The organism is Pseudomonas sp. PB101 (assembly GCF_009764265.1).
In the GTDB taxonomy this organism is placed as follows: Bacteria; Pseudomonadota; Gammaproteobacteria; order Pseudomonadales; family Pseudomonadaceae; genus Aquipseudomonas.
Genome location: NZ_RWIR01000078.1, coordinates 38974 through 51721, shown reverse-complemented (window position 1 = coordinate 51721; position 12748 = coordinate 38974). Strand labels below are relative to the sequence as shown.

Sequence of the window (12748 nt, the reverse complement as noted above, 5' to 3'; positions counted from 1 at the left end):
TGGCGATGGCGTATTTGGGATCGCCATCGCCAGCAAGCCGGCTCCTACAGGTTCGATCCCCGTTGACTAGAAGGTGCTACCGGCACCCAACGCACGTTGTCCGTCGAACAGCGCCGCACGAATCCGTCCTTTGTGCAAACCGCGATCGCCCCAGACCTTGTCCAGTGCCCAGGCGCGTTTCATGAACAGGTGCAAATCGACTTCCCAGGTGTACCCCATCGCACCGTGAGCCTGGATGGTGTTCTTCGCCGCGAGCATGGCCGCTTCCGCGGTCGCCAATTTGGCGTGGGACACGAATACGTCCTGCTCCGGTTGTTGTTCGGCGATAGCATAAGCGGCGCGATACAACGGCCCCTTGGCGAACTCGATCTGCACCGCGACGTTGGCCATCAAGTGCTTGACCGCCTGGAACGAGCCCACCGGCTTGCCGAATTGCTTGCGCTCGAAGGTGTAGTCCACCGCCAGGTCGACCATGCGCTTGGCCAGCCCGAGCAATTGCGCGGCACTGGCGAGAGCGCCACGGTTGAAGGCGGCCGCCCACAAGCGTCGGCCCTGTTCACCGGAGGCGACGCAGGTAGCAGGCGTGGGTGTCCACTCGATCTGGAACAACTGGCGGCTCGGGTCGACCGACACGTTGCGGGTCAGGCGTACGGCATCACGCTCCAAGGCGTGCACTTCGTCGCCATTGGCCAGCAACAGCAGATCGGCGACATGGGCATCGCTGACCAGCGGATTACCTGGCTCGGAAACAGCAAGACGTGCGCGGCCCTCGGCCACTCGCGACAGCCATTTTTGCTTGAGCGACGCATGTTGCTCATCCAGGGCCGCGAGCAACGGCACGCCGACCAGCATGGTGTCCACCAGCGGTTCAGGCAGACCGGCGTAACCGCATTCCTGGGCGATCAGCACGAAGTCCAGCTCGTTCATGCCCATGCCCTCCTGCGCCTCGGGCACGGTCAGTGCAGTCAGGCCCAGCTCCACCAGTTGCGCCCAGAGCTGATCGCTGCGGCCACTGTCGCTCTGCCACAGTTCGCGAATGCGTTCCGGCGTGACTTCGTTGATCAGGAAGCTGCGGACGTTGTCCTGAAACAGCAGTTGGTCGCGGCTGAAACTAAAGTCCATGGTCTATTCCTCAGGCACGCGGCATGCCGAGCATGCGTTCGGCAATGATGTTGCGCTGGATCTCGTTGGTGCCGGCGTAGATCGGCCCGGCCTGGGCAAACAGGAAACCTTCCAGCCAATGGCCGACGTCACCGGCGGCCGGGGCATGCGGCAGCAGTTCGCCACGCAGGCCGAGAATGCTCATGGCGGTGTCGTGCATGCGCTGGTCGAGTTCGGACCAGAAGATCTTGTTGGTCGACGATTCCGGCCCGATCTTGCCGCCCTGCACCAGTTGCGAGGCGGTCATGTAGGTGCTCAGGGTGTAGGCCTCGGCATCGAGCCAGGCGCGCATCACCGCTTCGCCAATGGCCGGGTCGCGGTCGGCCTGTTCACGGTTGGCCAGGTACAACTGCACCAGGCGCTTGGCGGTCTCCTGGAAGCGCGCAGGTGAACGCAGCAACAAACCACGCTCGAAACCGGCGGTGGACATCGCCACGTGCCAGCCCATGCCTTCGCCACCGAGGGCGTTTTCCACCGGCACCTTGACGTCGTCGAAGAAGATTTCGGCAAAGCCCGGCAAGCCGTTGAGCTGCGGAATCGGCCGCACCGTGATGCCCGGCGTGTCCAGTGGCAACAGGATGAAAGTCAGCCCGTGATGACGCTGGGACTGCGCGTCGGTGCGGAAAATACCGAACGCCCAATCGGCCCACACCGCGCGGGTCGACCAGGTCTTCTGGCCATTGATCACGTAGTGGTCGCCCACCCGTTCAGCCTTGGAGCGGATCGCCGCCATGTCGGAACCGGCACCCGGCTCGGACCAGGCCTGGGCCCAGATGTCTTCGCCGGTGGCCATGCGCGGCAGGAACCGCGCCTTTTGCTCCGGGGTGCCGTACTCCATCAGGGTCGGGCCGAGCAGGAAGATGCCGTTCTGGTTGACCCGTGCCGGCGCCCCGGAACGGTAATATTCCTCTTCGAAAATCAGCCACTCGATCAGGTCGCAGCCGCGCCCGCCGAGTTCGGTCGGCCAGGTGACCATGCCCCAACGGCCTTCATTGAGCCTGGCTTCCCAGGCGCGGTGCTCGGCAAAGCCCTGTTCGGTGTCGAACGATTGCAACGGTTCACTCGGTACATTGGCCGCCAGCCAGGTCCGCGCCTCGACGCGAAAGGCCTGCTGGGCCGGGGTATAGGTCAGGTCCATGGATATGCCTTCAGCCGTTGAATCGGGCATCGCGTTTCTCGACGAACGAGTCGCGTGCTTCCTGAGAGTCCAGTGAGCGGTAGGCTTCGAGGGTGAAGCCCTGCTCCCAGCGGTATTTGTCTTCCAGATTGCCGTCTTCGATGCCGCTCAGCGCTTCCTTGGCCAGGCTGATCATGCCCGGGCTCTTGGCGGCGATGGTGCGGGCGATCTGCAACGCCGCTTCGCGCAAGTCTTCGCGCTTGACCACCCGCTCCACCGCGCCCAGGCGGTAAGCCTCGGCGGCGTCGATGGCCTCACCGGTGAAGTACATGTGGCGGACTTTCTGCACCGGGAACAGGCGCTGCAAATGCGCGCCGCCGCCCATGGCGCCGCGATCCACTTCCGGCACGCCGAAGGTGGCGCACTCGGACGCGACGATGATGTCGGCCGCCCCGCAGATGCCGATGCCGCCGCCCAATACGAAGCCATGCACGGCAACGATCACCGGTTTCGGGTTGCGATGGATCGCCTTGAAGCTGTCGTAGTTGCCCTTGTTCACCGCGACGATCAGGTTGCCGTCGGCGGCCAGTTCCTTGATATCGACCCCGGCGCAGAAGCCGCGGCCTTCGGCACGAATCACGATCACCCGCACGTCGCTGTTGCGACCCAGGCCCTCGATCTCGCTGGCGATGTCGGCCCAGCCCTGGTTATTGAAGGCGTTGACCGGCGGTCGGTCGAACACCAGTTCGGCAATGCCGTTATCGATGCTGACGCTAAATGGTTTCATGTCTTTCCCCTTACGACACACGGCGACACAGCTCGCCCAGGCGCGCTTCGGCGTCGCGGACGATCTGTTCAATCAATTGGGCGCAGCTGGGCAAGCTGTCGATGGAGGCGGCGATCTGTCCGGCGGGCAACACGCCCGCGGCCGGTTGCCCGTCGACCATGGCTTTCTGGATCACCATCGGCGCGTTGGCGGCCATGATGCTTTGCGCGGCGGTCAGCTCTCCGGCACCGCGCATCTTCAAGGCGCTGCTGAGCAATTGGGTCAGGCTCATGCCGGTGTGGCGGCGGTAGGCCAGGCCACTTTGCAACGCCAGCAACAGGCGCTTTAGGCCGCCACTGCTTTCCAGCTGGTTGAGCAATTCGTTGCGGATCATCCGTTGCGGCATGCCGTCGATAGCGCGGCTGATGATGATCGCCGCCGGGTCCTTGACCGCCAGGTAACGGGCAAGCGTCGCCTGGGGCACCGGGCTGTCGGCGCACATCAGGAAACGCGTGCCCATGGCGATGCCTTCGGCACCGTAGGCCAGGGCCGAGACCAGTCCTTTACCGTCCTTGAACCCACCGGCCGCCACCACGGGCACCGACACGGCATTGACCACCTGATCCAGCAGCAGCGAGGTCGGCACGGAACCGGTGTGCCCACCGCCCTCGCCGCCCTGCACGGTCACCGCATCGGCGCCCATTTCCACGGCTTTCTGCGCGTGCTTGAGCGCGCCGACCGTGGGAATGCACACCACGCCGGCATCCTTCAGGCGGCTGATCATTTGCTTGCCCGGCGAACGGCTGTAGCTCACCGCGCGGACTTTATGGCGCAACACCAGCTCGACGATCTCGCCGGCATTGGCTTGGTACATGTGGAAGTTCACCCCGAACGGCTGATCGGTCAGGCGCCGGGTTTCAATGATCGCCGCTTCCATCTGTTGCGGCTCGATGGTCGCCCCGGCGAGAAAACCGAAACCACCGGCATTGCCCGTGGCCGCCACCAGTTTCGGGTCGGCGACCCAGCCCATGGCGGTCTGGATGATCGGATAACGGCAACCGAGCAGTTCAGTCAAACGGGTATTCAACGAGATCGCCATGCTCACGCCTCGCCCGACTTGCGCTGGGAACTGGCCATGGCCTTGGCGTCGTAGCCGCCGAGGCGGTCGCCGGACACCAGTTCATTGTGGGCATGGGCGAAGTGATGCAGGCCGAACACCATGTCCATGGTCGCGCGCTTGCCCATCAGGTCTTCGGCGTTGTTCACCGCTTGCTTGCTCAGTTGCAGGCCCAGGCGCGGCATTTGTGCGATGCGCCCGGCGATGTCGAGGGTCTGTTGTTCCAGCTCGTCGCGAGCCACCACTCGATTGAGCATGCCCATCTGATAGGCACGCGGCGCCGGCATGCGTTCGCCGAGGAACAGGAATTCCTTGGCGATGCGCGGATTGAGTTCATGCACGTGGGCGAAATACTCCACCCCGGGAATGCCCATGCGCACCACCGGATCGGCGAAGTAGGCATCCTCGCTGGCGACGATCAGGTCGCAGACCCAGGCCAGCATCAGCCCACCGGCAATGCACGCGCCCTGGACCATGGCGATGGTCGGCTTGGGCATTTCGCGCCAGCGGCGGCACATGCCCAGATAGACTTCCTGCTCGCGGGCATACAAAAACTCGCCGCCCGGTTTGTTCACATGGTCGTACCACAGGCTGGCGCGGTCGAAGGTCTTGTCGACGTCGCGGCCCGGAGTACCGATGTCATGCCCGGCGGAGAAATGCTTGCCGGCGCCACGCAACACAATGACCTTCACTTCATCGTCATCGCAGGCCCGGCGAAACGCCGCGTCCAGCGCATAGGTCATCTGCGAGTTCTGCGCGTTGTGGAACTCGGGGCGGTTCATGGTGACCAGGGCCACCGCGCCACGCACCTCGTACAGCACCACCTCGGCCTGATTGTTATCGTTATGTTCAGCCATCACTTTTCTCCGCAACGCGTTGCTCAGCGTTGGCCTGGCGGGTTGTCTTTGAGTTGCAGGGCGCGCAGGTTGTGCGGGTCCAGACGCTGGATCAGTTGCAATTGCTCGACAGTCGGGGCCGCGGTGGTCGGGCAGTCGTCCGGCACGTGCAATTCGAAACCGGTGTTGTCCTGGACTTGCGCTGCCGTCACGCCGGAGTGCAGCGAACGGATGCGCATCTGCCGCTGCGGACCCTGGAAATCCAGGACGCAGAGGTCGGTGATGATCAGGCGGATGTCGATGTCGTCCAGCGACCAGCCCCGCGCCAGACGCGCCGGGTTGTAGCCGACCGAGGCGACCATATCGACCTCGCCTTCGACGAACACCCGACGGTTATGGCTCGGCACGCAAAACGAGTTGGCGTGGCTGATCGAGTTGCCGGGGAAACCGCGCACGCCGAGCATCTGCGCCTTGGGTTTGGCGTAGTCGCCGATGCAGGAAATGTTGGCTTGACCGTAACGGTCGATCTGGGTCGGGCCGACCAGGGCATGGCGCTTGCCGCCCCAGACGTTGTCGAAAATCCGCGAGAAGCCCATCCAGCTGTCGCGCTTGGGTTCATAGCCTTTGCGCGCGCCCAAGGGCACCGGTTCGGCGACCATGTAGGCTTCGGAGTCGGTCATCAGCAGTTGCGGGTTGCTGGTCAACATGGCCAGCGAAGCAGCCAGACGCGGAATCACGCCGATGCCGGAGGCCAAAACTTCGCCGTCTTCGCGCCAGGCTTCGGAGGCCGCGCAGATCATCAACTCAGCGAGGCTGTAATCAGTAGTGCTCATCGAAAGGCTCCCTTAGAAAATCGGCAACGGCAGTTCACGGATCGCAGCCAGGCCGCCGACCTTTTCCAGATACTGTTCGTGGGTGCAGTCGACGTAGTCGCGCACGTAGCCTTCCCAGCCATCGGCCGCCTGGACCGTGGCGTTGTAGGCCTTGAAGTGCGCGACGTCGAAACCGTACAGCGGCGCGCAGGACGACGGATGCGCCCCGCCCGGCACGTGGGCCACGGCCGTGGTCAGGTTGCGTTCCCAGAACACTTGATGGGCGTGGGCACTGTCCTGATGGAAATACTCGCTGTCGACCAGCTCATCGCAGGTCACGTAGCTGTGGGTCGCGGCCCGCACGAACAGATCGTCCATGTAGTGATCCGGACCGCTGATCTGGCACACACCGCGTTTGTCGGCGCGGTCGACGTGGACCAGCGCCGCGTCGAGCTTGAGCGCCGGCATGGCGACCCAGTCCTTGCCATCGGCGTACGGCGAGGCGATCAACTTGATCTGACGGTTGTGGCGCAGCACGTCGGTGCCCAGGCCCACGGCAGTCGGAATGAACGGGACATTCATCGCCGCCGCCCGCAGGCCGAGCAGCAGCATGCCTTCGTCGATCTCCATCACTTCCAGCGCCGCTTCCTGGCGCGCCTTGCGGAAGTACGGCTCCAGCGGAATGAAGTCCAGGGAAACGAAGGCGAACACCAGTTTCTTTATCTTGCCGGCCGCGCAGAGCATGCCGACATCGGCCCCGCCGTAGGCAACCACGGTCAGGTCCTTGAGGTCCGAGCGCAGGATCTCGCGCACCAGCGCCATCGGCTTGCGGCGCGGGCCCCAGCCTCCGATACCGATGGTCATGCCGTCACGCAGATTGCCAACGATCTCGGCGGTGCTCATTTGCTTGTCCATCGTCTTGTTCCTCATTGGCGACCGACACTGAAGTCGTGGCCCCAGTGGCTGACCACGGTGCTTTCGAACGGCGTGTGGCGGTCCCAATCGACCACCAGGCCATCGCAGCCGTACTCCAGGTCAAACCCGGACGGGGTCTTGATATAGAAAGAAATCATCTGGTCGTTGGTGTGCTGGCCGAGGGTGGCCGACAGCTTCACACCGTTGGCGTGCACGCGGTCCAGGGCACGGCCGACTTCGTCCAGCGCGTTGACCTCGACCATCATGTGCACGCAACCGTGGGGCATCGGGCACTCGAAAATCGCCAGCGAGTGGTGCCGGCCGTTGTTGCAGTGCAGGAAGTGAATGCGTTTTTGCGGCTCGGCAGGGTCCGGGGTGAAGCGGACTTTCATCAGGTCCGACAAGCCAAAACCCATCACCAGTTCGTAGAAGTCGCGGCAGCGTTCGAAGGCTGGGGCCGGCAATACGACGTGGCCCATGCCGAGGTCGTTGGTGACAAAACCTTTGACGCCCACCGGCGAAACGAAACGAGCGAAGTCCTGCAGCGGGCCCCAGAAGATTTCGTGACGGTTGCCATCCGGGTCGCTGAAGTGCACCAGTTCCTGGACCTTGCGCAGCTCGGCTTCGGCCGCGGTGCCACGGGTCACCTGTACGTCGGCCTGTTGCAACTCACTGACCGCCTGCTCCAGCGCCGCCTTGCCGGCCACTTCCCAGCCGCAGGCACCGAAGCTGTTCTCGGCATTCTTCTGCACGAGGATGCGGTAATGACGCTCGTCCATTTTCAGGTACAGCTGCTCATCGTCGCCGCTGACCATCATGCCCAACACCTGGCTCGCGTAGTGGCGCCACTGCGCCAGGTCGCTGGATAACAGGGTGACGTAACCCAGACCGCGGATATCCATGGATGCACTCCTCGTTTTACTCAGGCCGTGCCGCCCTTCGGCGACTGCCGGGGGAGACTTTATGTAGGGGCTATATGTAGGAGCTATTCAAACGGGTTCGGGGAGGGGCAACATCGTCCAATGGGACTAGCGGAAATGATGGGGTAAACACATCAAAACTGTAGGAGCGAGCTTGCTCGCGATGGTCGCCAACGAAAACGCTGATAGCCTGACACCACGCGGCGTTCTTCTGTTTTTCGCGAGCAGGCTCGCTCCTACAGGGGATATGCGGTGGTCACGCCCTATCCGGCAGGCATAAAAAAACGGGCCTGGAAGACCCGTTATGGCGTTGCACGTCTGCTCTGTAGTTACTGGTTGGATTTGGCTTCTCGCACTTTCTTTTGCTCTGCCAGTGCTATTTCCTTGTAATCATAGGTAGGAAAGAATTCTGTCCGGTAACTTCCCCATGCGGTGTTTTCGAGTGCGAGATTTACCGCTGCGAGACGCGAGGCAGGCAAGCGCAGAACGATGACATGTCCAATACCCATGGTTATATTCCAGCTGACAACCTCCACCCCGGCAGGAGGGAACACCTTGTAAAACCCCAGCTTGGTGAATTGCTCTCTCAACTCCCCCAATGGCCGTGACTGATCGTGTTTCAGGAAAACAGTCAGCATGATTGCATTATCGGGTGTGGCGACAGCCTCTTTTGAAACCGAAGGCGTTGTCGGCTGTGCATTGGCGCCAGCCGAGTACATTCCAGCCAGCAGTAACATAGACATTAATAGCGGTCTGAATTCAATAATCATGTTGTGCCTTTTTTTGATTTTTATGGATGTTATTTCAGGACAGCATCAACAAAGTGGACGCTTTACAATATCGAAACAATGGATTGATAAATTACTGCAGGAAGTTTTTAGTGCGACATCGAGGTCTTTATAGGGCCTTTGTAGGGCGCATGAACCACATAAATCCGGACAGGCGCATTGGCATCGACCATGTCGCGAGGCACCTCTCGTGAATAGGTGAACTCTTCGTTATCCAGTTTTTCCAGCCTTCTGACCACAGTCCTGACCGTTCCTTGATCAGGCACCAGGATATGCGTTGTTTTGTCACCGGTGACAAGGAAGTAACCGCCACCACCATTGTCATACTTTGATAGCCCGGTATCGGTATAGAAAAACTCATAACGATTGCGGCCGGGATCCCACATTGAAATCCCAACAACACCCGGATACTTTTCCTTCACATCTACTTCAGGGGTTCCTTCTACATAAACCTTGGTTGTCAACCATTGAGAAGATGAGGCCAATGCTTGAATATCAGACTTATTCTCCATTTGCTTTCCATGGCTGACAAGCGGACTGAGTAGTCCAGCGAAGAGCAAACCTATAAACATTGAGTTGTATTTTCGCATGAAATAATCCCTCGATGAGCTTAGAGGTAACGCTTGTTTTTTTGTTGTCGCGGAAATTGATCACTGCGATCAGCGGATGGAATATAGGACCGATATCAGCCACTCACAATACCTGGCATATATTTGCAACAATTGCCGCGGAATGTTCTCGAAGTTAAACAAGGGGTGACAGCTACGCACAGGTCAATCGACCGGGGAGAAATCGGCGGGCATAAAAAAACGGGCCTTGGGGACCCGTTGGAAAGTTGGCCTGACGTCCGTGCCAGGCCTGAAAAACTTCTAAGCTTGATCAGCCAGATGGCAGACCAAAAACCTGTGGGAGCGAGCTTGCTCGCGATGGGGCCATACCAGTCAAGACCGCCATCGCGAGCAAGCTCGCTCCCACAGGGGTTAGCTCTTAGCCCTTGCGGAAGTGCGGAATCACCTTCTCGCCAATGTTCTTCAGGGTCTCCAGCTGTGCCCACTGCGGCACGGTGCCCATCTGGCAGATGAACAGGATTTCGTCGGCGCCGGCATCGATCAGGCGCTGCACGTAGCCGATGCAATCCTCGACGGTACCGTAGGCGTGGTTCGGGTTCATCATCGCCATGGTCGGGTCGGAGAAGTCGACGCTGACTTCTTCGGAGGCGAAGCGCGACTTGATCACGCTCTGGCCGTTGCCATCGACGAAGGTGTCGTCCTTCCACTTCTCCGGGTCCGGACGCTCGCCACCGCCGTACCAGTAGCCCAGGGATTCCATGAAGTAACGCTGGCCACGGATGCCGATGCGGCGCGCTTCTTCGTTGTCGTCCAGCACGATGGCCGGGCACAGCGCGGCGATGTGACGGTTAGGGCGGAAGCCCACTTGCTTCTTCTCATCGCGATTGTCGTAGGCGGTGTGATACACCTCGACCTTCTTGGCGATCTCTTCCGGGCCACCGAAGCCCAGCACCAGGGCGCCCATGCCGCGACCGCCGGCATTCTTCAGCGACTCGGTGTTGGTGCACGCCAGGTACATCGGCGGGTGCGGATCCTGGTACGGCTTCGGATGGATCGGGCGCTTGGGGATCTGCACGAAGTCGCCGTTGTGCTCGATCTCGTCCTGCACGAACATTTTCGGGATCAGGTACATCATCTCGTCGATCTGCGGCTGCAAGGTCGCCAGGTCGTAGCCGAAGGTGCCTGCTTCCTGCTGTGTGCCGCCCTTGCCCACGCCGAAGTGCACACGGCCCTTGGACAGCAAGTCGAGGGTGGCGATGCGCTCGGCGACTTTCACCGGGTGGTTCATCGCCGGTGGCAGGCAGACCACGCCGTGGCCGATGCCGATGCGCTCGGTTTTACCGGCCACGAACGCCAGCATGGTTTCCGGCGCGGACATGTGCGAGTAGTTGCTCAGCGCGGTGTGTTCCACGCACCAGAAAGTATCGAAGCCGAGTTTGTCGGCGAGCACGGCCTGCTCGACGGTGTCTTCAAAAATCTTGCGGTCGCCTTCGCGGCTGGAGTCCACCGTCTGGGCTTCGTAAATCAGGGAAAATTTCATGGTTGATCCTTGTGCTTATTTGGATGCGCAGTCGGCGCCGTAGACCTTCGCCTTACCGTCAATGCTCGTGCATCGACGGGGCGCTCGAATCACGCAAACGGACTAGCTAATTCAGTAAAAATATCAGAGGAAAAAGTCACTGCTGTCCTGCCCCATGCTGACGCCGCCGAGGTTCCAGGCGTACTTGGCCGGGCTGTTGGCGACGTGCGCGCGACCGGTGTGAATGTCGCGGAACGCACGGTTGATCGGGTGGCTGCGGAAGATCGTCGAAGCACCGCTGTTGAACATCAGCTCGCCAACGGCCTTGGCGCACTTGTCGGCCACCAGCGCCGAGTCGTAACGCATCTTCACCCGCTCGGGCATGCTCAACGGCTCGCCTTTCTGCGCGCGCTCCAACATCAGGGCAAAGTTGCGATGCAGCACGGTCTTGCACTCGTCGACGCAGACCATGGCATTGGCCAGCGACGATTGCGCAGCCGGGTCCTGGACCATCTTGCGACCATCATTGACCCCGACCCGGGCACGGTTGTGCTCGACAAACTGATCCACCGCGCCTTGCAAGGCACCGATGGCCGATGACGAGACAGCGCGCACGAAAATCTGCCCGAACGGCAAACGGAACAAGGGCGCAGTGTTCACCTCGTTGCCCGGACTGTTCTGCATGAAACCGTCGAGTGCGCGATGGGTGCGATACTCGGGAACGAAGGCGTTTTCCACCAGGATGTCGTGGGAGCCGGTGGCTTCCAGGCCCATGACGTTCCAGTTGTCGAGAATCTGGTAGTCGCTGCGCGGCACCAGGAACGTCCGGTAATCCGGCGCCCCGCCCGCCTCTGCCGGCGGTACCAGCGCACCGAGGAACGCCCAGTCGCAATGCTTGCTGCCGGAAGAAAACCCCCAGCGCCCGCTCAGCTTGAAACCACCGTCGACGCGCTCCACCTTGCCCACCGGCATATAGGAAGAGGAGATCAGCACACTGGAATCGCTACCCCAGACATCCTGGGCCGCGCGGTCGTCGAACAGCGCCAGCTGCCAGTTGTGGATCGCCACCACACCGAGCACCCAGGCAGACGACATGCAGCCTTCGGCGAGGGTCATCTGTACGTCGAAGAAATCCTTGGGCTCGAGCTCATAGCCTTCCCAACGGGACGGTTGCAGGATGCGAAAGAACCCGGCGTCGTGGAAATCCTTCAGGGTTTCTTCAGGCAACTGGCCGGCTTGCGCGGCATTCAGGGCGCGTTCACGCAGGATCGGCACCAACTCGCGGGCACGTTGGCTCAGACGCTGGCGAATCAGGTCTTGGTTGAGCATTTTTATTGTTCTCCTTTGTTCACCCCATCCGCCGGGGCGCGCGTGCAGCGGGGCGGGTGTAGCGCCCCTACACTGGCATTCAAACAATGCGCAACGCGGGGGACATCCCTCAAACGGACCATGTGGGGTTGGAGAATCGCTTTGCCTGGCAGACCGCCGTCGCTGGCAAGCCAGCTCCCACAGTGATTGCAGGTGTTCACAGGATCTGTGCTCACAGCTGAAACCTGTGGGAGCTGGCTTGCCAGCGATGAGGCCGGCCCATTCAACATGAATGTCAGCCAGCAGGCCTCGCTGGCCTAGTCCCCTCGGACGATGTTTGCGCTAGACACCAGAGCAAGAATCCATCGCACTCCATCCCCAACAAAAAAGGCCCAGTGCGATGAACGACGCCAACCTCAAAGCCGACATGCTCCAGGCCATGCGCCGCCTGGCCAAGTCAGTCACCATTATCAGCACCAGCAACGGCTCCGAACGCTTCGCCATGGCCGCCACCGCAGTCGACTCCCTGAGCACCGAACCGCCATCGCTGCTGATCTGCGTCAACAAGACCGCCTCGCCCCACGCCGCACTGGCGACCGGCGCCGACTTCTGCGTCAACATCCTCGGCGTCGAACAACAAGACCTCGCCAACCTGTGCAGCGGCGCAATCAAGGGCGAAGCACGCTTCGACCGCGGCAACTGGCTGACCAGCCCAGGCGGCATCCCCTACCTGGGTGACGCCCAGTCGGCGATCCTCTGCCGCCAGGACGGCCACTTCAGCTACGGCACCCACACCGTCTTCATCGGACGCATCCTGCAGATCCACACCACCGCCGAGATCACCCCGCTGGTCTACCTCGACGGCAGCTACACCACCACAGCCAAACCCGCCCCTTCTCTCGCTGCTGCCGGCTGAGGCC

At 61.4% G+C, this 12748-nt stretch carries 13 protein-coding genes; 1 reads left to right on the top strand and 12 read right to left on the bottom strand.

The features are described from left to right. Positions 1-66 precede the first annotated feature (66 nt). The 12 genes from EI969_RS24230 to EI969_RS24175 form a co-directional block, all read right to left on the bottom strand. Positions 67-1122, bottom strand: a complete 1056-nt coding sequence (locus EI969_RS24230; protein WP_160389999.1) for an acyl-CoA dehydrogenase family protein — start codon at positions 1120-1122, stop codon at positions 67-69. A gap of 10 nt (positions 1123-1132) precedes the next feature. Further along, positions 1133-2299: an acyl-CoA dehydrogenase family protein gene (locus EI969_RS24225; protein ID WP_160390000.1), complete on the bottom strand. Its 1167-nt coding sequence runs from the start codon at positions 2297-2299 to the stop codon at positions 1133-1135. Between the two features lie 10 nt (positions 2300-2309). Further along, positions 2310-3065 carry an enoyl-CoA hydratase family protein gene (locus tag EI969_RS24220; protein WP_160389998.1) on the bottom strand — a complete coding sequence of 252 codons (756 nt, stop codon included), beginning with the start codon at positions 3063-3065 and terminating at the stop codon, positions 2310-2312. Between the two features lie 10 nt (positions 3066-3075). Beyond that, entirely contained in the window at positions 3076-4143 is a 1068-nt protein-coding gene (locus tag EI969_RS24215; RefSeq protein WP_160389997.1) for a nitronate monooxygenase family protein, read from the bottom strand. A gap of 2 nt (positions 4144-4145) precedes the next feature. Next, the gene (locus tag EI969_RS24210) at positions 4146-5018 is read right to left on the bottom strand and encodes an enoyl-CoA hydratase (RefSeq protein ID WP_160389996.1); all 873 of its coding nucleotides are present in this window, start codon (positions 5016-5018) and stop codon (positions 4146-4148) included. A gap of 23 nt (positions 5019-5041) precedes the next feature. Continuing rightward, positions 5042-5830, bottom strand: a complete 789-nt coding sequence (locus EI969_RS24205) for a CoA-transferase subunit beta (protein WP_160389995.1) — start codon at positions 5828-5830, stop codon at positions 5042-5044. Between the two features lie 12 nt (positions 5831-5842). Further along, the gene (locus EI969_RS24200; RefSeq protein ID WP_160389994.1) at positions 5843-6724 is read right to left on the bottom strand and encodes a CoA transferase subunit A; all 882 of its coding nucleotides are present in this window, start codon (positions 6722-6724) and stop codon (positions 5843-5845) included. A gap of 11 nt (positions 6725-6735) precedes the next feature. Beyond that, on the bottom strand, positions 6736-7626 hold the full coding sequence (locus tag EI969_RS24195; protein WP_160389993.1) for a VOC family protein: 891 nt from the start codon (positions 7624-7626) through the stop codon (positions 6736-6738). Between the two features lie 347 nt (positions 7627-7973). Beyond that, positions 7974-8414, bottom strand: coding sequence for a hypothetical protein (locus EI969_RS24190; protein WP_160389992.1), 441 nt, complete (start codon positions 8412-8414; stop codon positions 7974-7976). Between the two features lie 107 nt (positions 8415-8521). Next, entirely contained in the window at positions 8522-9022 is a 501-nt protein-coding gene (locus tag EI969_RS24185; RefSeq protein ID WP_160389991.1) for a DUF4822 domain-containing protein, read from the bottom strand. Positions 9023-9419: 397 nt separating this feature from the next. Then, positions 9420-10541 carry an LLM class flavin-dependent oxidoreductase gene (locus EI969_RS24180; protein WP_116581264.1) on the bottom strand — a complete coding sequence of 374 codons (1122 nt, stop codon included), beginning with the start codon at positions 10539-10541 and terminating at the stop codon, positions 9420-9422. A gap of 123 nt (positions 10542-10664) precedes the next feature. Further along, the gene (locus EI969_RS24175; RefSeq protein WP_160389990.1) at positions 10665-11849 is read right to left on the bottom strand and encodes a flavin-dependent monooxygenase; all 1185 of its coding nucleotides are present in this window, start codon (positions 11847-11849) and stop codon (positions 10665-10667) included. Positions 11850-12228: 379 nt separating this feature from the next. On the opposite strand from EI969_RS24175, the gene EI969_RS24170 reads away from it, so the two are divergent. Continuing rightward, positions 12229-12744: a flavin reductase family protein gene (locus EI969_RS24170; protein ID WP_110663281.1), complete on the top strand. Its 516-nt coding sequence runs from the start codon at positions 12229-12231 to the stop codon at positions 12742-12744. Positions 12745-12748: the final 4 nt, after the last annotated feature.